Source organism: Vibrio sp. 2130-1, assembly GCF_033339515.1.
On record NZ_JAWOUT010000014.1, the window covers coordinates 115935 to 136807 of the forward strand.

Genomic DNA, 20873 nt, shown 5'->3' on the forward strand with positions numbered 1-20873 from the left:
GTCTCCGTTTATCCTGCAACTCAGGTTAAAACTCTTTTTGTATCCAGTTACGCAATTTATCGAAAAAGCCAGTTACAGATGAGCGTTTAGGTTCATTATAATCGCTATCGTCGCTAGACTGCATGTCTCTTGCGTAATGAAGTAATCCAACTGCCGTAGAATGGTACGGCTCTTTTACATAGTCAGTTAATCCGCTGACTTCGAGCGGTTTGCCGACCCTTACTTGATTGCGGAATACGCGTTCCGCACATTCTACCACTCCGTCCATTTGCGCAGCACCGCCAGTGAGTACAACTCCCGCAGCCAGATGGTGCTTGATACCCTCTTCGCGCAATTTTGCTTGTACAGAGTCGATAGTTTGGTTAACCAGTCCCATAAGCTCAGAGTAGCGTGGCTCAATCACTTCTGACAACGTTTGACGTTGCAGGCTACGTGATGGTCGTCCACCTACGCTTGGTACATTAACCGTGTCATCCTTACTGACCAGTTCACTCAAAGCACAGCCATATTTGACTTTTATTTCTTCAGCATCGCTCACTGGCGTGCCAAAAGCAAAAGCAATATCACTGGTTACAGCATTTCCTGCGTACGAAAATACTTCTGTGTGACGTAACGCACCGCCAGTCCAGATGGCCACATCCATCGTGCCGGCGCCAATATCAACCACACAAACTCCAAGCTCTCTTTCATCCTCGGTGATTACTGCATTGCTAGCAGCAAGCCCAGAAAATACGAGTTGTTCTACTTTAAGGCCGCAGCGTTCTACCGCCTTAATAATGTTGCGTGCCATGTCATTATGGCATGAGATAAGGTGGACACTCACTTCCATTCTTACCCCAGATAAACCAAGCGGATTTTTGATTCCCTCTTGGTAATCAATGGTGAACTCTTGCGGGATCACATGAAGAATTCGCTGTTCATCACCGATTTTAATCGATTTTGCGGTATGGATAGCGCGATCCATGTCTTCTTGAGACACCTCTTCATCAGAAATCGTGCCCATACCTTTTTCAATTCGGCTTGCGATATGCTTACCAGACAACGAAATGAAGACTCGGCTGATCTGGCACTCTGCCATTAATTCAGCTTGATCAATTGCACGTTGTACTGATTTTACAACCGACTCCAAATCATTCACGCCACCTTTATCCATGCCGCGTGAGGGGCTACTACCTGCGCCAATAATATTAATTTGACCGTCTGGTAAAACCTCACCCACTAGAGCCGATACGGTTGCAGTGCCTATATCAAGACCAACAATAATGTTGTCATCAGCGGCCTTAGTCATCTGTACTCTCTTCTAACTCTTGTTCAGGAAACCAACCAACTGCGGCTCCTGTATCGTACCTAAGATCGATATAACTGATTCTTTGCGTGTCACTGCCAAGCTTGTTATAGAGCTTAAAAAAGCGCTCTATACGCTCAAGAAGAGACTCTTTACCGAGCTCTAATCGAATACCGTTATCAAGGATGATTTGCCAAGCTCGTCGCTCGTTTAATACCAGAGACGATATCGCTAAACCCAATTGCTGAAACTTAGGACTCAAATCACGGTAAGTCTGTAAGACTTCCGGCCCGCTATCTTTGGGTCCGTACAGCTTCACTTTTTCTTCTTGCAACAGAGCAACATCTCCATCAAAAACGAACCCGTTTTTATCTAACAGTTCGTTGCCATTCCAAATGGCTTCTGGTTGATGCTCCGTCAAAAAAACTTTTACTGTATCCGGCCACTGCTTTCGGATTGCGGCATGCGCTACCCATGGCAGAGCTTCGACACTTTGCTGTAATACATCAATATCCTGGGACATAAATGTACCGATGTGATCAATTCGACTAAATGCAGCCTGCACATCGTCAGCTTGGACATACTCCAGTTTCCCCTGAAGTACTATTTTGGAGAGAGGTAACCTTTGGTCATCCCACATCCAACTGATCGCCGCGTACAAAACAGAACTAATTAAAGTCACAACCACAACGAAAAATAACGCACCCAAGATTTTTTCTTGGCGACCACGGTTGTTACCCGTATTTGGTCGCTCGTCATTCAGTGCAATATTCAACAACGTCTTCGTTTCCTGACTTTTGTCGTGTACTTTTTACCCATATAATTACGCAGAGGTAAAAGTCTTGACTTTAACCTTGGGATTATACTGAGCTCTTGTAAACTATCAAACACTGATAGCAATAAATCACAATGATATTGACGCAAAATCGAGATCTGAGTCTTTATCTGTCCTTCGCGTCAACAATATGTGTCAGCCAAGCATCTTGTTTATATTCAATTTAAGACTTGCCAGCTGTTTCGCCACTTTACCAATATCACCCGCACCTTGCGTTAAGATTAGGTCGCCGTCTTGTATAACGTTAGCTAAAACTGAAGGTAATTGCTCGATTTCTGGAACAAAAATCGGATCTACCTTGCCTCGGCTGCGAATTGTGCGACATAAAGCGCGCCCATCAGCACCTGCAATCGGCTTTTCACCCGCTGCGTAAACATCCAGCATGATCAATACATCCACCTGTTCAAGCACATTCGCGAAATCATCGTACAAATCACGAGTACGGCTATAACGGTGCGGTTGGAAAATCATCACCAAACGCTTGTCTTGCCAACCACTGCGTGCTGCATTAATGGTTACATCCACTTCTGTTGGATGATGGCCGTAATCATCAACAAGCATTGCATGGCCGTTGCCAGTATCAAACTCGCCAAGGTGATCAAAACGTCTTCCCGTACCTTGCGTACCAGCCATTGCCTTTAGGATCGCATCGTCTTCAATGTCATCTTCAGTAGCAACCGCAATCGCAGCAGACGCATTCAATGCATTGTGACGACCTGGAATATTCAGCGTGATATCTAAGTTAGCTCGCCCTTTACGTACTACCGTAAATTTGCCTTGCTGCCCCTCTTGACGATAATCTTCAATACGTACGTCGGCATCTTCAGAAAAACCGTAAGTTATCACTTGACGACTAATACGTGGGATTAACTCTCGAACCACAGGATCGTCAATGCAAACAATTGCTTGGCCGTAAAACGGTAGATTATGAAGGAAATCGATGAAGGTTTGCTTTAAGGTTTCAAAGTCACCACCATAGGTATCCATATGATCGGCTTCGATATTGGTAACAATGCTCACCATTGGTTGCAAGTGCAGGAATGACGCGTCACTTTCATCTGCCTCTGCAATTAGAATACGACTCGAGCCTAGACGCGCATTTGTACCTGCGCTTTTCACCAAACCGCCATTCACAAACGTTGGATCAAGACCGGCTTCAGAATAGATTTGAGTAACAAGAGCGGTCGTCGTGGTTTTACCGTGTGTACCCGCAACGGCAATACCGTGACGGAATCGCATCAATTCAGCCAACATCTCTGCGCGGCGTACAATAGGGATGCGTAATTCACGTGCCGCCATCACTTCTGGGTTTTCTTCGTTGATCGCCGTTGACACAACAACCACACTGGCTTTTTCTACATTACTGGCTTGATGACCAATAAATACCGTCGCACCTTTTGATACCAAACGCTCTGTCACAGCGTTCTCTGATAGATCAGAACCTGTGATTTGGTAGCCTTCGTTCAACAGCACTTCTGCAATGCCGCTCATGCCCGCACCACCAATACCGATGAAGTGGATGGATTTCACGCGGCGCATCTCTGGCACCATTGCGCGAATCTGAGCTAAGTCTTGTGTATGTTGGATTGTCATCAATTCTATTCTCAATAATTCGGTTAACGCTTTTCGGTCAAAGCGACAATGGCTTGTGCGACAACTCGGTCAGCATTCAATTTTGCAGCGCCACGCGCTTGCTCAGCCATTGTAAGTAAAGCTTGGCGATCCAATTGTTGGATCTGCTGAGTCAGAGACTCAACGGTTAAATCTGGTTGTTCAATCATTTTCGCCGCGCCGCAATCCACCAAGTGGTCTGCATTAAGTGCTTGCTGGCGGTCTTTGTGCATGAATGGAACAAAAATAGCGCCTACACCTGCCGCCGAGACTTCAGAAACGGTTAACGCTCCAGAGCGACAAACTAAAAGGTCAGCCCATGCGTAAGCTTCTGCCACGTCATCAATGAATTCCATTACTTCTGCATTTACCACACCATTAGCTTGGTATGCTGCATTCACTTCTTCGGCGGCACCTTTGCCCGCTTGATGACGAATACAGTAATCTTCGCCCAATTTCGACATCACTTCTGGCAGAGTTTGGTTAAGAATACGTGCGCCTTGGCTGCCACCCATCACCAAAATGCGAATTGGACCTTGGCGCTCTTGCATGCGCTCAGTTGGCGCTGCTAATTGAGTCACGTCTTCACGAACTGGGTTCCCAACCACTTCGGCATTTGGAAAAGCGCCGGGGAAAGCCTGAAAAACCTTCTTAGCGATTTTCGATAACCATTGGTTCGTTAAACCTGCTACTGCATTTTGTTCATGCAGAACAACAGGAATGCCACTCATCCAAGCGGCAATACCGCCCGGGCCGCTAACATAACCGCCCATACCAAGCACTGCGTCTGGCTGCCAGCGTTTCATGTGAGCACGAGCCTGCATAATGGCATTGATAATTTGAAATGGTGCTGCAAGAAGACGTTTAACGCCTTGACCTCGTAACCCTTTCACTTTGATAAAGTCGATTTCAATGCCATGTTTTGGCACCAAATCCGCTTCCATTCGATCCGCCGTACCTAACCAACGGATCTCCCAACCTTGCTCTTGAAGCTGTTTTGCTACCGCCAAACCTGGGAATACGTGACCGCCAGTACCACCAGCCATCACCATCAAACGTTTATTTTGTTTCATTAGCTTGTTGTTCTGATTGTTGTTGCTCGCGTTTCAAGCGGCATTCGTAATCGATACGCAGTAATATGGACACTGCGACGGACATAATTATTAGACTAGAACCACCATAACTGATGAGTGGAAGTGTTAAACCTTTAGTTGGAACAATACCGGCGGCGGCTCCAACATTAACCAAGGTTTGAAACGCAAACCAAATACCAATTCCGAAAGCCAGATAACCTCCGAACATTTCGCCTTCTTCAAATGCACGCTTGCCGATGTAAACCGCTTTTAGCACCAAGCTAAAAATCAGCATTAAGACCAGCACTACGCCTACGAAACCAAGCTCTTCAGCAAGTACGGCAAACACAAAGTCGGTATGCGCTTCCGGTAGATATTCCAGTTTTTGAATTGAGTTACCGAGACCTTGACCGAACCATTCACCACGACCAAACGCCATCAAAGACTGAGTCAACTGATAGCCACTGCCAAATGGATCTTCCCACGGGTCAAGGAAGGAGGTTACACGTCGCATACGGTATGGCTCGACGAGAATCAAACCTACCACAGCGCCGATACCTGCCACCATTAAGGCGAGAAACTGGGTTAGTTTTGCACCTGCGATAAAAAGCATGCCAAACAGCGTGACCAGCATCACGACCACCGTCCCCAAGTCTGGCTGACCAAGTAGTAATACTGCGAAGAAGGCAAACACCATGATTGGCTTCATAAAGCCACCAAAGAACGTTTGTCGTACTTCGTCTTGCTTTCGAACTAAGTAACCAGACATGAAGATAAACAGCGATAGCTTCGCGACTTCCGCTGGCTGAAGGTTAAACAGCCCAAGGGGAATCCAACGAGACGCACCATTAACCGACTTACCCGCCAAGAGCACGATGATCAACAGTGCGAAAGAAGCCCAAAGTAAGTAATGGCTCTTCTTAAACCACTCTTGCAAAGGCACTTGCAAAATAACAGCGGAGGTCCCTAACGCCAGCACGAGAAACGTCGCATGACGAAACATAAAGTGGAACGGCTGTTCCGTTAATCGAGAGCTGATTGGAAATGATGCAGAGGTTACCATGACCAAACCAGTCAACATCAAACCCAGTGCAATCCACACTAACTGACGATCAAACATCGCCTCTGGAGCTGGATGCTTGAGCCAATTGCCAATACTGCGTTTAACGTTACCTAAACCCACGAAGTGTGTAACCTTTAATTATGCATATTTCTGAGCAAGAGCAGCGAAAGCATCACCTCTTGCCATAAAGTTGTCGAATTGATCAAAGCTAGCACATGCAGGAGACAGCATCACCATATCACCTGGTTTTAACTGCGAAGATACTTGTTGAATCACATCTTCCATAGTGTCGAAACGTATTGCAGATTCATGCAGTGGCATAAATTCATCGCCATCAGCGCCAAAGCAACACAGTTGCAAGTTAAGCGTCGCGAAGATCGGTTTTAATGGCGAGAAGTCAGCACCTTTGCCAACACCACCAACGAGTAAGTAGAGCTTGCCTGTCGATTCCAAACCAGATAGCGCAGCCATAGTGCTGGCAATATTAGTTGCTTTAGAGTCATTCACCCATTTGACGCCTTGATTATCCGCAACCACCTGGCATCGGTGTGTCAGTCCCGTGTAATTTTTAAGTGCATTCAATGCTTTGTGATAGTTTACGTCCGCAGCTTTTAATAGCGCTAAAGCAACCAGAGCGTTAGATAAGTTGTGCTTACCAACCAACTTAAGCTCATCACTTGCGACAACTCGTTGACCGTGATCGAGCAGCCAAGTACGGTTGCCATCCACCTCGAGACCAAAGTCCTGATTGTCGCTGCCAAATGTCACCAATGGCATCTCTGCGTCTGGGAAGGTTTCTTGATCATCACGGTTCACGACTGCAAGAGCAGCATGGTTAAAAATACGCAACTTAGCTTGTCGATAGTCAGACATGCCTTGATAACGATCCATATGATCTTCAGAAAGATTCAGAAACGCAGCGGCTTTGAGCTTTAAGCTTGACGTCGTTTCTAACTGGAAGCTCGAGAGTTCGAGTACATATAGGTCTGCGTCTTGTTCTAACAAATCCAGTGCAGGCACACCGATGTTACCACCAACGCCAACATCCAAACCTGCAGCCTCAGCCATCACACCTGTGAGGTCGGTTACTGTGCTCTTACCGTTTGAGCCCGTAATCGCAATCACCGGTTTCTGCACCGCCCAAGCGAATAACTCGATATCACCTACTACTGCCGTACCTTTTGCTAATACGGCTTGGATCTCTGGTGTCGCTAGCGCAATACCAGGGTTGGTCACGATAAGATCCGCGTCAGAAAGCCAGTCTGTATTCCAACCACCACTATGCAGTTGAACACTTTCCGGCAAGCGCTCTGCACCTGGAGGGTTTACACGAGTATCAATGACTTTGACCACAAGTTGTGGCTGATTTTTTCTTAGGTGTTTAACGACAGAGAGCCCGGTAATACCGAGCCCTACGACGACAACACTATGTATGTTTTGCCAACGTTCCATATTTGATCACACTGTAAATCTTATTCTTGGAAAGTGCGATTAACGCACTTTCAATGTCGCAAGACCAATCAGAACAAGAACCATAGAAATAATCCAGAAGCGCACGATTACGCGAGGTTCTGGCCAACCTTTCAATTCGTAGTGGTGGTGAATTGGTGCCATACGGAAAATGCGCTGACCACGTAATTTGTAAGAACCTACCTGCAGGATGACTGATAGCGTTTCCATTACAAATACGCCACCCATGATCACTAACACCAACTCTTGACGAACTAGAACAGCAATGGTGCCCAATGCACCGCCAAGCGCTAGTGAACCTACATCGCCCATGAACACTTGTGCTGGGTAAGTGTTAAACCACAAGAAACCAAGGCCTGCACCTACGATTGCTGTACATACGACAACTAACTCAGAAGCATGCGGTAAGTATGGTATATGAAGGTATTCAGAGAAGTTAACGTTACCGGTCGCCCATGCAATAACCGCGAAGCCTGCTGCAACAAGAACCGTTGGCATGATTGCCAAACCGTCTAGACCATCAGTCAGGTTGACCGCGTTACTTGTACCTACAATGACAAAGTAAGTCAGAATGATATACATCAAACCAAGCTGCGGCATGATGTCTTTAAAGAATGGCACCACTAGCTGAGTTGCTGCTGTGTCTTTACCGTAAGCATACAATGCGAAAGCGACGACAAACGCGATCAACGACTGCCAGAAGTACTTCCAACGCGCGATCAAGCCATCGGTATTTTTTCGCACCACTTTACGATAATCATCAACAAATCCGACCGCACCGTAGCCAAGTAAGACTGTCAGTACCGCCCATACGTAAGGGTTGGATAAGTCTGTCCATAGCAAAATCGTGATTGAGATGGCCGCTAAGATCATGATACCGCCCATTGTTGGGGTACCACGCTTACTAAAGTGAGATTCAGGACCTTCGTTACGCACTACCTGACCAATTTGCAGCATTTGCAAACGCTTGATCATGATTGGTCCCATCCATAATGACAGACCTAGAGCGGTTAATACGCTTAGGATTGCTCGAAAAGACAAGTATTCAAACAATCGGAAAAAAGACAGGTATGGCTGTAGCAGCTCGGCAAGCCAAATAATCATTAATAATACTCCTTCAAAGCAGCAGCGACTTCAAACATACGTGCACCGTTCGCTCCTTTCACCAATATCGTATGGTTTTCAGGAACGGCTTGGTCTAGATGCTGCTTGATGTATTCAATCATCTCTTGGTGCGTCTCAAAATGAATGCCTTGGCAAAGATCACTGATCACCTTGGCGTCTGCACCATATGTGAGAACATGTTCAAATTTTTGTGGGGCAGCATGTTCCCCGACTTGACGATGAAGTGCAAGACTTTCCTCGCCCAATTCCGCCATATTACCTAAAATCAGCCAGCGTTGACCTGGGAAAGCGGCCAATAAATCAACTGCCGCTTTCATGGCTGGCACGCTCGCGTTGTAGCTGTCGTCAATCAATTTTATCTTTTCGCTCAGCGCTTCAACCTCGACGCGACCTTTCACTTTGTTCAAATGTTTAAGGCCAGCGCGAACCTCTTCTAATGTGGCGCCCATTTGTAACGCAATAATAGAAGCAGCGATGGCATTCGCAACGTTGTGTTGACCTATAATACCCAGAGACAGTTCAATTTCTTGTGAGCTTGCTGCGATATGTAAGTCAAAGCTTGCTTCACCTGCGGCGTTCAATACGATGTTAGAAGCGAAGAAGTCTGCATCAGTATTACTTTGTGAAAAAGTAATGACTTTCTTATCTGCTAACACTTCATCCCACTTGGCTTCACCATTGCTGTCTAGGTTAACAATCGCAATACCACCAGCTGAAAGGCCTTGGTAAATTTCACCTTTGGCTTGTTTCACGCCATCGATAGAACCAAAGCCTTCAAGGTGAGCGGCTGCTACATTGTTCACTAACGCGATATCTGGTTTTACTAACTGAGTAGTGTAAGCAATTTCACCTATATGATTAGCACCAAGCTCAATCACGGCATAATCATCATCCTGCTGTGAGCGCAATAATGTCAACGGAACACCAATATCATTATTGAAGTTACCCGCCGTGAATAACACTTTGCCTTTCAATTGCAGGATACTCGCAACCATTTCTTTTACGGTCGTTTTACCGCAACTTCCGGTGATGGCAACGGTAGGTGTTTTGCATGCTTGATGCACCCAAGAAGCAAACTCACCCAATGCAAGTTTGGTATCCGACACCACAATTTGCGGCACATTCACATCTAAGCGTTTTTCTACGAGTAAAGCACCGGCACCTGCATCTACCGCTTGTTGGCAAAAGTTGTGCGCATCAAAGCGCTCCCCAACTAACGCGACGAATAAAGCCCCACGCTCAATCGTTCGTGTATCAGTAGAAACCGCGTCGATAAGTAGCTCGTCGCCGAATCGCTCACCACGAGTGATGTCTGCAATTTGAGATAACGTTACTTTGATCATGAGGTCAATCCTAAAAGTTGCATTGCGGACTCGCGGTCGGAGTAATGAATCGTTTCGCCATCACGAATCTGATAATCTTCATGGCCCTTTCCAGCTAACAAGATAATGTCGTTTGGCGAAGCATTCTCAATGGCATAAGACAGCGCTTTGAAGCGGTCATGCTGAACAATCGCTTCAGCAGGTTTTGACAGCCCAGCTAACATATCTTTCACAATCTGAACCGGATCTTCGCTGCGTGGATTGTCGTCAGTCAACACCACTCTATCACCTAGTCGCTCTGCAATTTCCGCCATCATCGGGCGCTTACCTGCATCGCGATCACCACCGCAGCCAAAAATAGCCCACAGCTGGCCTTCACAATGAACTCGTAAAGCTTGCAGCGCTTTTTCTAAAGCATCAGGAGTATGGGCATAATCGACCACGACTTTGGCACGATCCTCAGTTTGGAATAACTCCATTCGGCCGAGTACAGGTTGCAGTTGACCTGCGGTTTCGAGTAACGCTTGTTTCTCTTTACCTAAGCTTAATAAGGTCGCAAAAGCGAGCATTAAGTTGGTTGCATTAAACTCACCAATCAATGGCGCGTGCAATTCACCTGAGCCAAATTTACCATCGAACTTAATAGTAATCCCTGACTCCGCGTAACTGACTTCCGTCGCCCAAATCGCGCTTTCAAATTCAGTGTTCGGTTTGAGCGAAACAGCGACCGCATTACTTAACTGCGACGCCCATTGATGACCTACTTCATCATCAACATTGATAATGGCACGTTCACATTGGTGTTGCGTGAACAACCCAAGCTTTGCATTGGCATACTCTTCCATCGTGCCATGGTAATCAAGATGGTCACGACTTAAGTTAGTAAACACGCCCGCCGCAAATGATAATGCTTTGACACGACCTTGCGTCAGGCCATGGGAAGATACTTCTAGCGCGGTGTATGTGGCTTGTTGATTTGCGAGAGAGGAGAGCGTTTTCTGAATTTCAACGGCATTCCCCGTTGTATTCGCAGCTTGTTGCAAGTTATTGAGGAAGCCATTTCCTGTTGTTCCCATTACCGCCGCTTTATGGTCAAGCAGTTCTAGCCATTGCGCTATTAACTGGGTAATGGTGGTTTTGCCGTTGGTGCCGGTGACACCAATCAAATCCATATCAGGGTAAGCATAAAGCTTTCCAGCAATTGCGGATAAACGTTGGTCCAACCTATCAATGTAAATGACGGGAACATCATCAATGATTTCCACCGTACCATGTGTTTTGACATCGCAGGCTTGCGCCAGGGCTGCATTTGCACCTTGCTCAATTGCAGAGGCAATGAATTTACGCCCATCCACAACATGGCCAATCACTGCTACAAACGTGGTTCCAGGTTGAACTCTTCGGCTGTCGAGCTCCAATTCAGAAACAAGAACGGACGATAAGCTAGGGCAATCCACCCAAGGGGAAAGCAGCACGTCCATACTGATGGCTTTAGTCATATTTGTTCTCCGAGCTTTGGCTCAGGTTTTCTTAATTTTGTTTGCTCAGTAAACCACAGGGCTTACTGTTGGAATTTGTTTTCGTCAGGTGCAACATTGAGTATTTGTAGCGCGCCTTTCATGATTTCAGAGAAGACAGGAGACGCTACCGAACCACCATAGTAGTCATCACCTTGAGGCTCGTTTACGATCACTACTAAAGCAATTCGCGGATCGCTAACCGGAGCAAGCCCAGCCGTGTAGGTGATGTACTCATCGCTGTACCCACCGGCAGAAGCTTTACGTGATGTACCTGTTTTCGCTCCCACTCGATAACCAGGAACTGCCGCTCTGCGAGCCGAGCCCCCTTTTTGAGTTACGGTTTCCAACATGTCTAATACTTGACGCGCATACTTCGCACTCACCACTTGACGTGACATGTCATGATCATTGCTTTCGATAATATGAATAGGCTCGTATTTGCCAAGGTTTCCAAGCGTCGCATAAGCATGGGCTAGCTGGATTGGTGTAATTGATAGACCATAACCAAACGCAATCGTGGCGCGTTCAATTGGCGACCAACGAGTTCGTGTAGGAAAAATACCCGTCACTTCCCCAACTAGGTTTAGGCCAGAAAGCTCACCAAAACCCACTGAACTGTACAGCCCAAGAAGCGCCTCTACCGGCATTTGCATTGCTAGCTTCGTCACACCGATATTACTCGACTTTTTAAGGATCGTGGTCAAGCTCGCTTTGCCTACGCGAGAGACATCTCTGACTCGACTACCACCTAAACGTAGGACACCATTACCGGTATCTACGATGGTATCTTTATCGGCTATCCCATTTTCTAAGGCGGCTAAAATAACGAAAGGCTTAATGGTCGAACCAGGCTCCATTGAGTCCGTGATCACTCGGTTACGCATTTGATAGCTTTGCCAATCGCTACGATTGTTAGGGTTGTAAGAAGGAGCATTAACCATGGCCAATACGGCGCCCGTTTTTACATCCAACATAACAACGGAACCTGAAGTGGCGCGGTGGTCCGCAACGGCTTGCTTAATCGCACGATACGCAATCGCCTGTAGGCGCTGATCGATGGTTAACTGAAGTGATTTACCTTCTTGCTTGTCTTGCCAAGCAATGTTTTCCACAACACGACCATAACGATCTTTACGAATAGTTTTCTTACCCGCCGCGCCAGTGAGCCACTCATCGTAGCTACGCTCCACACCTTCTAGGCCATGCCCGTCAATGCCTGTCACACCGACTAAGTGAGCACTAACCTCACCTGCAGGATAATAACGACGAGATTCCGACTTAAGGCCAACACCTGGCAGCTTTAACTCACGAATATAGTTCGCCATGGCCGGACTGACCTGGCGCTGCAAGTAGATAAAGCGGCGTTTTTCATTGCGCTTGATTTTGTCTATTAACCCTTGTCGGTCAATACCAAGAACATCCGCTAATGCATGCCAACTTTTGGTCTGGCTTAACGCGTTTTCTTTAAATATCGTGGCAGGATCTGCCCAAACCGCCTCAACCGGTACACTGACAGCAAGCGGCTCACCATTTCGATCCGAAATAATACCGCGAGCAGAAGGAATGGATTTAACACGAACCGAACGTAGGTCACCTTGTTTAATCAGGTTATCTGGCTCAATGATTTGGATGTAGGCTACGCGTGCCACCAAAAGGGCAAATGCACAAAAAACAAAAAACAGTAATAGATGGAAGCGCCAACGAATCAAGAAAGATTCTTCGACCGCCACTTTCACTGCTTTGTTATCGGTTTTCTTATCCCCCGTAGCCGCTTTCTCTTTTGCTACAGGTTTACGCTTATTGGCTTGTTTCGTGTTGGATTTTTTTCTAATCATTTGAGCGTGACAACCACTTCTTTATCGCCATCAGGTCGTTTCATTTCAAGTTCTTTTTTGGCAAGGTCTTGAACACGACTGTGTTCCGCGAGGGCAGTTTCTTCCAACATTAAGTTACGCCATTCGCTATCTAATCGTTCTCGTTCAACCAACGTATGGTCTTTCTCGGTAATCGCTTGACGCGCATGGTGGGTAGCAAATACCACTCCCATTGCCGATGCCACGATCAATAGCAACAACAGTAATGGCCAGCGACCAACAGTGAGGAGATCTGTTGCAATCAACTTAGCAAGATTAGGAGTGGATTTCGTCATAATAATTAAAGCTTTTCCGCAATTCTTAACACAGAGCTGCGCGAGCGAGGGTTCATTTCAATTTCTTGTTTGCTTGGCTTAATCGCTTTGCTCACCGCTTTCATATTCGCACTACCAAGAGCACGAATTTGCTCTTCCGTCATTGGAATACCGTGTGGCACTTCAGGCCCTTTGCTCTCTTTACGGATAAAACGTTTGACCATACGGTCTTCCAGAGAGTGGAAGCTAATCACAGATAAACGGCCTTCAGGAGCCAGAATGCTCGCCGCGCCTTTAAGTGCCGTATCAATTTCTTCTAACTCACTGTTGATGTAAATACGAAAAGCCTGGAAAGCACGAGTCGCAGGGTGTTTTTTCTCTTTAAAACTTTTCGGTGCGGCATCTGAAATCAATTTTGCCAGCTGACCAGTGCGAACCATTGGCTCATTTTCTTCATCTTCACGGTAGGCAACAATCGCTTTTGCAATACGGCGCGCATGTTTATCTTCCCCGAACTCGCGAATGACCCAAGTGATATCATCGAGGTCTGCTTCCATCAACCATTGAGATACTGGAATACCTGATGTCGGGTCCATACGCATATCTAACGGACCATCTTTCATAAAGCTAAAGCCACGCTCTGCGTCGTCTAACTGAGGAGAAGAAACGCCTAAATCCAGCAGAACACCATCCACTTTTCCAACTAGTCCATACTCTTCAGCATACTCAGCAATACCAGAAAATGGACCATGAATAATGGTGAAGCGAGGGTCATTGATTTTGCCTGCCTCAGCGATCGCTTGAGGGTCACGGTCGATACTGTACAGTCGGCCATTTTCACCGAGTTTAGATAGAATTGTCCGGCTGTGACCGCCACGGCCAAATGTTCCATCAATATAGACGCCGTCTGGTTTGATAGCTAAGCCATCAATGGATTCATTTAATAACACGGAAATATGTTGGAAGGTTTCGGTCATAGCTTTCTCGTTGAATGATCTTGAAGCGATTCTTTAGTGTACTGATTTCCTACATCATCGCCACCACAAGTCTAAAGTTAGACGTGATTTACGCCAAGTTTATTGGTAATGACATAGTTTGCGTCAATTAAATGCAAAAAACCCATCACTACCGAAGTAGAGATGGGTCTCGAATAGGTGGAGCCGACACATAAGCCGGGTTCTGTTCCGCTTGCGCGGCGGTAGCCATTCGTCTAGGCCAGCAATCACTCACTGGCTCGAGCAACCTACCCGCCTCCTTACGCGAGCAACGCAATGTGGAGGCCTATTTGGTCTTGCTTCAGGTGGAGTTTACCCTGCTACGAACTATTGCTAGTCGTCCGGTGCGCTCTTACCGCACCCTTTCACCCTTACCTGTACCCTTACGGGCCATCGGCGGTCTTCTCTCTGCTGCACTTGTCGTAGGCTTGCGCCCCCCAGGCGTTACCTGGCACCTTGCTCTATGAAGCCCGGACTTTCCTCCCCTTTGTCAGTCTCCCGAAGGACGTCAACGTCAGTCTCCCAAAAGGACTTCGACGTCAGTCTCCCGAAGGACATCAACAAAGCAGCGACTACCCAGTCAGCTCCGAGGGCGGATTGTATAGAGTTCTCACTTCAGAGTCTAGTTAGATCACAGATATGATGAAATGAATGCACTAAGTGATGACTTTTTAGTCAGCGCGCCAAAAATAGATAATAAAAAGGCCGATTCCTAAACATCAGCCCTCATTGACCATTTATCTCGCTAGCGGCACTTAGTCTAAGTTTTCTAAGCCCCATTTATATAGCGCATTCTTCTTCAAGTTATGTATTTCTGCCACCAAAGCAGCTGCTTTTTTCAAAGGCAGCTCTTTGGTCAAAATCCCTAACGTGCGTAAAGCATCTTCAGGTAGTGAGTCGTCTGTTGTTTCACGATGGCCATGTACCAACAATACCATTTCACCACGCTGTTGGTTATCGTCACTTTTCACCCATTCAATCAGCTCACCTAACGGCATGCCTTGAATGGTTTCAAAGGTTTTTGTTAGCTCTCTTGCCAACACAACTTCTCTATCTGGGCCAAGAACGTCTAACATGTCTTGTAGAGAGTCTAAAATACGGTGCGGTGACTCGTAAAAAATACACGTACGCTCTACCGAAGCAATCTCTAGGAATTTATCCTTACGACCTTTGCTTTTCGGGGGTAAAAAACCTTCGAAGCTAAAGCGATCAGATGGCAAGCCAGAGGCACTTAACGCCGTAATGACCGCACAGGCACCTGGAAGAGGCACAACTCTAACGCCCGCTTGACGACATTTTGTCACCAAATGGTATCCTGGGTCGCTGATAAGTGGCGTACCAGCGTCAGAAACTAATGCGATAGACTGACCGGAAAGCAGCTTTTCTACCAAAACTTGTGCTTTTTGCTGCTCATTGTGGTCATGTAGAGCAAAAGTTTTGGTTTGAATATTGAAGTGAGACAGTAATTTGCCCGTATGTCGAGTATCCTCAGCGGCAATGATGTCCACAGTCGACAGAATTTCGATAGCACGTTGGGTGATATCCGCTAAATTTCCGATTGGAGTCGGTACGATATAGAGAGTTGGCCCCTCATTCGGCAACTTATTTTTATCTGTCATTTGTTTACCATCACTTCAACGATTAATATAGAGACAATTTTGTACAAAATTATAGAGAACTCACGGCAATGATTAACCATAAGAGACTCAGTGTACCACGCATACTTACTCCTGTTGCACTAGCAATTACGCTCGCCGCCTGTTCTTCAGGTCCAAGACAGCCTGATGGCGTTGATGTAACACTTGAGCCTACTCAGTCTGTTCAGAACTATATGATCCAAGCTGATAGCACGGAAGGCAGTTTACAAAATGACTGGTTGATCATGGCAACCAAAGCCGCGATTCAAGCAAACCAGTTTGATCAAGCAGAAATGTTGATCAAGCGCCTGGCTCGTCAACAGTTAACCGAAGTTCAGCAAGCAGAGTGGCAACTAGCGCGTGCGACCATACAGCAAAAACAGGGTAATTACTCTCAGTTGCTGCAATTGTTGAATTTTAAACCTTGGTGGAAGTTGCCAAATGAGCAATGGAAAGACTATTACTTGATGCGTGCCGACGCTTATCAAGGTCTTAACCAAGCGTTTGAGGCAAACCGCCAACTGGTTGCATTTGGCCAATATGCATCGTCCGCGGAGCAGAGAGAGATTTCTAGCCGTATTTGGATGAACTTTGGCAGCTACTCCGAGTACGAACTGACCTCATTAGAAACAGAGCCAAATGAAGATGTTTTGGATGGTTGGCTACAACTCGCTATTTATGCGAAAACGCTGTCGGGCAACTTATCCCAACTAAAAAATACCCTAGAACGCTGGTTAAACGAGAACCCATCGCACCCAGCCGCTATCTACACACCAGAAGAGATTCAAAACATTCTCTCTCTAGACATTGTTAAACCAAACAACACCGCTTTGTTACTGCCGCTTACTGGTAAGTTCTCGCCACAAGCGCAATTAATTCGTGATGGTTTTGTGTTTGCGATGATGAATGATCGTAACCGTGATCCAAGCGCTACCCTCACGGTAATCGACACTAATGCGTATAACGCCGACCAAATTAAACAACGTTTGATCAATGAAAACATCGACTTTGTTGTTGGTCCCCTAGAAAAAGAAAACGTTGAGCTATTGCACACAACCATGGATGGCTCAGAAAATGGTCCTACGATTCCAGCCCTTGCGCTAAATATTCCCGAAGATGTGCAACCAGATAGCAATATTTGCTACTTGGCATTATCACCAGAACAAGAAGCCGCACAGGCAGCGAAACACTTGTTCAGCGAAGGCTATAACTTCCCTCTGATTCTGGCACCAAAGGGCAGCTTTGGTGAGCGCGTAACTGAAGCGTTCAACAAAGAATGGCGCAAGTACAGCTCTAATAAAGTCGCAGCAAGTTATTTTGGCGACAAGCGCCAACTTCAAAAAGACATCAATGAAGTATTTGGTCTGCAAGAAAGCAAACAACGTATTGCTCAGATGCAATCATTAATGCGTATCAAGCTTGAAACACAGCCACGTAGCCGTCGTGATGTCGATGCGGTTTATATTGTTGCTAGAAGCACGGAACTGACTTTGATCAAGCCGTTTATTGAGGTAGCGATTAACCCAGACGCCAAAGCGCCACAAATTTTCTCTAGCTCGCGTAGCAACAGTGGCGGCGCGACTTACGAAGATCTAACAGGCATCATCTACAGCGATATTCCATTACTGATTGACCCAGACCCTAGCGTGACCGCTGAAATGAACGAGCTGTGGTCAGAGCAATCTAACATGGAAAAACGTTTGAAAGCACTGGGTATGGATGCGTATAAATTGATTGGGGAGCTGCCACAAATGAAGGTCGTTCCGGGCTACTCAGTTGGCGGCCAAACCGGTATTTTAAGTATCGACAATAATTGTGTTGTACAGCGTGAGCTAAGCTGGGCTGAGCGTGGGGCTCTTTAGCAAGCGCCAAATCGGAAATCAATATGAAGCTCTGGCGAAGCAGTATTTACAACGCCAGGGCTTAAACTTTATTGAACAAAATTTTCTGACTAAGGTCGGTGAGATTGATTTAATCTTCCAACAAGGTGAAACTATTGTGTTTGTTGAAGTCAAATACCGTAAGAACAATCACTTTGGCTCGGCAGCAGAAATGGTGACGCACGCTAAAATGCGCAAGCTAGTCAAAACCGCACAAGTTTGGCTTAGCCAACAAAAGCGCTTAAAACACAATATCGATTATCGATTTGATGTCATCGCCATTCATGATAATGGGCGAGATATCAACTGGATAGAAAACGCAATCTCTGAAGGATAAGCGATGCTAGACAGCATTAAAGACAGCTTTACAGAAAGTATTCAAATTCAAATCGCAGCAGCAGAGGCGCTGCCTGATGCCATTACTCATGCAGCTCAAGCGATGGTGTCGAGCCTGCTTAATGGCAATAAAATTTTATGTTGTGGTAATGGCGGCAGTGCTTCAAACGCTCAACAATTTGTTTCTTGTCTTTTAAACCGTTTTGAAACTGAGCGCCCTAGCCTACCAGCAATGGCCTTAACCGCCGATAATACTACCCTAACCGCAGTGGCCAACGATTACCACTACCAGGAAATCTTCTCAAAACAGGTACGAGCGTTTGGTCAACCAGGCGACATTTTGCTTGCCATGTCGACTAGCGGTAACAGTAAAAATATTATCAAAGCGATGGAAGCAGCCGTAACTCGAGATATGACGATTATCGCGCTCACAGGAAAAGATGGCGGAGAGATGGCAGGACTGCTCGGTGAGAACGACGTCGAAATTCGTATTCCATCACACCGCACTGCACGTATTCACGAAGTACATATGGTAACACTCCATTGTCTTTGTGATCTTATTGACCAGGTGCTTTTCCCTGCTCACGAAGAGTAACCAAGACTGAGAGTCAGAATTATGATACGTAGCCTCGTTATCTTATTAACAGCATTGAGTTTAAGTGGTTGCGCAGGTTTGTTTATCGCAGGTGCAGCAACCACAGCGAATATTGTCACGGACACACGCACGACAAAACAAATCTGGCAGGACAATAACATCGAATTCGAAGTTGCGGCGATCGGCAATAAAGCACCGTTTAAAGGTGAAGTTCGTGTCGTTGCCAGTTCATATAATGGGACTGTAGTCCTTATGGGACAAGCTCCGACACAAGACCTTATCCTTGCTTTAGAGCGAAGGGCTCGAGAAGTTAGTGGTGTAAAAGTCATACACAATCAAATCAAACAAAAAGAGCCACTCACTGTTACCCAGATTAGCAATGACAGCTGGATCACAACCAAAGTAAAGTCAGCTTTGCTTACTGATTCTGAGCTTAATGGTGTTAAGGTTAAAGTGATCACCGAAGATGGCGACGTTTTTCTGTTTGGTTATGTCACGCCAGAGCAAGGCGATCGAGCGACAGAAATCGCGCGTAATATCTCAGGCGTAAAACAAGTCATTAAAGGGTTCCAATACGGCGAAATGGAGCCTGTTGAAGTAGACTTACCGAGTGACGGTGTACAAACAATAGAAAGTGAGGCAAGTACAGAAAGTGAAGAGAACGTCGAAGTCTTTACGATTAGTGAGTAATTTCCAAAGTCTGGCTTGAAATCATCTTCAACAAGTTAAAAAGAAAAAAGCAGCGTTACGCTGCTTTTTTATTATTTAATCACTCTTAAGCTTGGTTTGCCTTTTGGTCGAGGAGCATCGTCCTCTTCGGCATCTGAATCAGAAACTAACTCAGAAGGCTCATCGCTAACCGTTGTGAACGATGGGGATGATTCTTCCTCGGTCATCGCTTCTTCTTCGATGTGAGTGTACGCTTCTTCTGGTTCAAACATAGTACCAGCACCATTCTCACGTGCATAAATAGCTTGAACAGCATACACAGGCACGATCACTGAGTGCGGACGACCGCTAAAGCGAGCATGGAAGGTAATCGCATCATTACCTAACTCAAGATTACCCACTGCACGTGGCGCAATATTCAAAATAATTTGACCATCTTGAATAAATTCAACCGGGACACGCACCCCTGGCATTGTTGCATCCACAACCAAGTGAGGAGTCAAGTCATTGTCTACTAACCAGTCGTAAAATGCGCGAAGCATATACGGGCGGCGAGCAGTCATTTTTGCAATATCCATAACGTGTTTTAAATCGCTTAGCGAACTAGGCGCATTTCACGTTCAGCTTCAGTCAAAGAAGCAAGGAACGAATCACGTTCAAATACGCGGTTCATGTATACCTTGATTTCTTTTGAACCAGGGCCAACAAGATCGATACCAAGTTGAGGCAAACGCCACAATAGTGGAGCTAGGTAACAATCGATCAAGCTGAATTCTTCGCTCATGAAGTACTCATATTCAGCAAAAATTGGCGCTAACGTCAGAAGATCATTACGCAGCTTTGTGCGTGCTTTTTCTGATTCTTCCGCATTACCTTTCATCACTTTTTCAGCGAGTGAATACCAGTTGCGTTCGATACGGTACATCATCAAGCGGCTGTTGCCACGAGCAACAGGGTAAACCGGCATTAGAGGTGGATGAGGGAAACGCTCGTCCAAGTACTCCATGATGATTTTTGAATCGTAAAGAGCTAGCTCACGGTCAACAAGAGTTGGCACTGATTTATATGGGTTTAGCTCAACAAGCTCAGCAGGAAGGTTTGCTTCGTCAACAAGCTCAACTTCAACACTTACACCTTTTTCAGCTAGTACAATGCGAACCTGATGGCTATACAAATCTGATGCACTTGAGAAAAGAGTCATCACAGAACGTTTATTGGCAGCTACAGCCATGGAGCCCTCCAGTACACTTACAAGTAAATTACCACCTTCTAAAGAAGGTGGCTTTGTGTGAGCCCCCTAAAAGGGGGCCTTTGTTTAGTCCAGCGCCA

General features: G+C 46.1%; 19 protein-coding genes and 1 other RNA gene. 4 read left to right on the plus strand and 16 right to left on the minus strand.

Annotated features, from left to right (window positions below; all coding sequences use genetic code 11):
• Nucleotides 1-25: 25 nt before the first annotated feature.
• From ftsA to rsmI, 14 genes are all read right to left on the minus strand, one after another.
• On the minus strand, nucleotides 26-1288 hold the full coding sequence (gene ftsA, locus R7Q09_RS19085) for a cell division protein FtsA (protein ID WP_005372946.1): 1263 nt from the start codon (nucleotides 1286-1288) through the stop codon (nucleotides 26-28).
• On the minus strand, nucleotides 1281-2063 hold the full coding sequence (locus tag R7Q09_RS19090; RefSeq protein ID WP_005387393.1) for a cell division protein FtsQ/DivIB: 783 nt from the start codon (nucleotides 2061-2063) through the stop codon (nucleotides 1281-1283). The genes ftsA and R7Q09_RS19090 overlap by 8 nt, the downstream gene beginning before the upstream one ends.
• 192 nt (nucleotides 2064-2255) lie before the next feature.
• On the minus strand, nucleotides 2256-3713 hold the full coding sequence (murC, locus tag R7Q09_RS19095) for a UDP-N-acetylmuramate--L-alanine ligase (RefSeq protein ID WP_161441153.1): 1458 nt from the start codon (nucleotides 3711-3713) through the stop codon (nucleotides 2256-2258).
• A 23-nt stretch (nucleotides 3714-3736) separates the two neighbouring features.
• A complete protein-coding gene (murG, locus tag R7Q09_RS19100; protein ID WP_158159555.1) occupies nucleotides 3737-4804 on the minus strand; it encodes an undecaprenyldiphospho-muramoylpentapeptide beta-N-acetylglucosaminyltransferase in 1068 nt (355 codons plus the stop codon).
• Nucleotides 4791-5987 carry a cell division protein FtsW gene (gene ftsW, locus R7Q09_RS19105; protein WP_005372933.1) on the minus strand — a complete coding sequence of 399 codons (1197 nt, stop codon included), beginning with the start codon at nucleotides 5985-5987 and terminating at the stop codon, nucleotides 4791-4793. Before ftsW ends, murG begins: the two co-directional genes overlap by 14 nt.
• 18 nt (nucleotides 5988-6005) lie before the next feature.
• The gene (gene murD, locus R7Q09_RS19110; RefSeq protein ID WP_053306876.1) at nucleotides 6006-7319 is read right to left on the minus strand and encodes a UDP-N-acetylmuramoyl-L-alanine--D-glutamate ligase; all 1314 of its coding nucleotides are present in this window, start codon (nucleotides 7317-7319) and stop codon (nucleotides 6006-6008) included.
• A 39-nt stretch (nucleotides 7320-7358) separates the two neighbouring features.
• On the minus strand, nucleotides 7359-8441 hold the full coding sequence (gene mraY / locus R7Q09_RS19115; RefSeq protein WP_005372931.1) for a phospho-N-acetylmuramoyl-pentapeptide-transferase: 1083 nt from the start codon (nucleotides 8439-8441) through the stop codon (nucleotides 7359-7361).
• A complete protein-coding gene (locus R7Q09_RS19120) occupies nucleotides 8441-9805 on the minus strand; it encodes a UDP-N-acetylmuramoyl-tripeptide--D-alanyl-D-alanine ligase (protein ID WP_005372928.1) in 1365 nt (454 codons plus the stop codon). Before R7Q09_RS19120 ends, mraY begins: the two co-directional genes overlap by 1 nt.
• Complete coding sequence (gene murE / locus R7Q09_RS19125) at nucleotides 9802-11283, minus strand: UDP-N-acetylmuramoyl-L-alanyl-D-glutamate--2,6-diaminopimelate ligase (protein ID WP_318070471.1); 1482 nt, start codon at nucleotides 11281-11283, stop codon at nucleotides 9802-9804. The genes R7Q09_RS19120 and murE overlap by 4 nt, the downstream gene beginning before the upstream one ends.
• Before the next feature lie 62 nt (nucleotides 11284-11345).
• On the minus strand, nucleotides 11346-13139 hold the full coding sequence (locus R7Q09_RS19130) for a penicillin-binding transpeptidase domain-containing protein (protein ID WP_086046525.1): 1794 nt from the start codon (nucleotides 13137-13139) through the stop codon (nucleotides 11346-11348).
• The gene (gene ftsL / locus R7Q09_RS19135; protein WP_005372920.1) at nucleotides 13136-13453 is read right to left on the minus strand and encodes a cell division protein FtsL; all 318 of its coding nucleotides are present in this window, start codon (nucleotides 13451-13453) and stop codon (nucleotides 13136-13138) included. The genes R7Q09_RS19130 and ftsL overlap by 4 nt, the downstream gene beginning before the upstream one ends.
• Nucleotides 13454-13458: 5 nt before the next feature.
• On the minus strand, nucleotides 13459-14409 hold the full coding sequence (rsmH, locus tag R7Q09_RS19140) for a 16S rRNA (cytosine(1402)-N(4))-methyltransferase RsmH (protein ID WP_017633610.1): 951 nt from the start codon (nucleotides 14407-14409) through the stop codon (nucleotides 13459-13461).
• Nucleotides 14410-14584: 175 nt separating this feature from the next.
• Nucleotides 14585-15015: RNase P RNA component class A (gene rnpB, locus R7Q09_RS19145), an RNA gene on the minus strand.
• A gap of 167 nt (nucleotides 15016-15182) precedes the next feature.
• Nucleotides 15183-16046 (minus strand): 16S rRNA (cytidine(1402)-2'-O)-methyltransferase, encoded by an 864-nt coding sequence (gene rsmI / locus R7Q09_RS19150; protein ID WP_005372907.1) that lies wholly within the window; start codon nucleotides 16044-16046, stop codon nucleotides 15183-15185.
• Between the two features lie 68 nt (nucleotides 16047-16114).
• On the opposite strand from rsmI, the gene R7Q09_RS19155 reads away from it, so the two are divergent.
• Genes R7Q09_RS19155 through R7Q09_RS19170 form a run of 4 tightly spaced genes read left to right on the plus strand, consistent with a single transcriptional unit; the run spans nucleotide 16115 to nucleotide 19565 of the window.
• Complete coding sequence (locus tag R7Q09_RS19155) at nucleotides 16115-17926, plus strand: penicillin-binding protein activator (protein ID WP_005372905.1); 1812 nt, start codon at nucleotides 16115-16117, stop codon at nucleotides 17924-17926.
• Nucleotides 17913-18281, plus strand: a complete 369-nt coding sequence (locus R7Q09_RS19160) for a YraN family protein (RefSeq protein WP_005372903.1) — start codon at nucleotides 17913-17915, stop codon at nucleotides 18279-18281. The genes R7Q09_RS19155 and R7Q09_RS19160 overlap by 14 nt, the downstream gene beginning before the upstream one ends.
• A 3-nt stretch (nucleotides 18282-18284) precedes the next feature.
• Nucleotides 18285-18875 (plus strand): phosphoheptose isomerase, encoded by a 591-nt coding sequence (locus tag R7Q09_RS19165; protein WP_005372901.1) that lies wholly within the window; start codon nucleotides 18285-18287, stop codon nucleotides 18873-18875.
• Between the two features lie 21 nt (nucleotides 18876-18896).
• Nucleotides 18897-19565 carry a BON domain-containing protein gene (locus R7Q09_RS19170; protein WP_017633609.1) on the plus strand — a complete coding sequence of 223 codons (669 nt, stop codon included), beginning with the start codon at nucleotides 18897-18899 and terminating at the stop codon, nucleotides 19563-19565.
• A 71-nt stretch (nucleotides 19566-19636) separates the two neighbouring features.
• Here R7Q09_RS19170 and sspB read toward each other — a convergent pair whose 3' ends face one another.
• Nucleotides 19637-20122 carry a ClpXP protease specificity-enhancing factor gene (sspB, locus tag R7Q09_RS19175; protein WP_005387408.1) on the minus strand — a complete coding sequence of 162 codons (486 nt, stop codon included), beginning with the start codon at nucleotides 20120-20122 and terminating at the stop codon, nucleotides 19637-19639.
• A gap of 17 nt (nucleotides 20123-20139) precedes the next feature.
• Entirely contained in the window at nucleotides 20140-20775 is a 636-nt protein-coding gene (sspA, locus tag R7Q09_RS19180; RefSeq protein WP_005372897.1) for a stringent starvation protein SspA, read from the minus strand.
• Nucleotides 20776-20873: the final 98 nt, after the last annotated feature.

Bases quoted from the DNA above. Each gene is read 5' to 3' on its own strand.
- ftsA (WP_005372946.1), bottom strand. From the start codon at position 1,288: ATGACTAAGGCCGCTGATGACAACATTATTGTTGGTCTTGATATAGGC.
- murC (WP_161441153.1), bottom strand. From the start codon at position 3,713: ATGACAATCCAACATACACAAGACTTAGCTCAGATTCGCGCAATGGTG.
- murG (WP_158159555.1), bottom strand. From the start codon at position 4,804: ATGAAACAAAATAAACGTTTGATGGTGATGGCTGGTGGTACTGGCGGT.
- murD (WP_053306876.1), bottom strand. From the start codon at position 7,319: ATGGAACGTTGGCAAAACATACATAGTGTTGTCGTCGTAGGGCTCGGT.
- mraY (WP_005372931.1), bottom strand. From the start codon at position 8,441: ATGATTATTTGGCTTGCCGAGCTGCTACAGCCATACCTGTCTTTTTTC.
- R7Q09_RS19120 (WP_005372928.1), bottom strand. From the start codon at position 9,805: ATGATCAAAGTAACGTTATCTCAAATTGCAGACATCACTCGTGGTGAG.
- murE (WP_318070471.1), bottom strand. From the start codon at position 11,283: ATGACTAAAGCCATCAGTATGGACGTGCTGCTTTCCCCTTGGGTGGAT.
- R7Q09_RS19130 (WP_086046525.1), bottom strand. From the start codon at position 13,139: ATGATTAGAAAAAAATCCAACACGAAACAAGCCAATAAGCGTAAACCT.
- ftsL (WP_005372920.1), bottom strand. From the start codon at position 13,453: ATGACGAAATCCACTCCTAATCTTGCTAAGTTGATTGCAACAGATCTC.
- rsmH (WP_017633610.1), bottom strand. From the start codon at position 14,409: ATGACCGAAACCTTCCAACATATTTCCGTGTTATTAAATGAATCCATT.
- rsmI (WP_005372907.1), bottom strand. From the start codon at position 16,046: ATGACAGATAAAAATAAGTTGCCGAATGAGGGGCCAACTCTCTATATC.
- R7Q09_RS19155 (WP_005372905.1), top strand. From the start codon at position 16,115: ATGATTAACCATAAGAGACTCAGTGTACCACGCATACTTACTCCTGTT.
- R7Q09_RS19165 (WP_005372901.1), top strand. From the start codon at position 18,285: ATGCTAGACAGCATTAAAGACAGCTTTACAGAAAGTATTCAAATTCAA.
- R7Q09_RS19170 (WP_017633609.1), top strand. From the start codon at position 18,897: ATGATACGTAGCCTCGTTATCTTATTAACAGCATTGAGTTTAAGTGGT.
- sspB (WP_005387408.1), bottom strand. From the start codon at position 20,122: ATGGATATTGCAAAAATGACTGCTCGCCGCCCGTATATGCTTCGCGCA.
- sspA (WP_005372897.1), bottom strand. From the start codon at position 20,775: ATGGCTGTAGCTGCCAATAAACGTTCTGTGATGACTCTTTTCTCAAGT.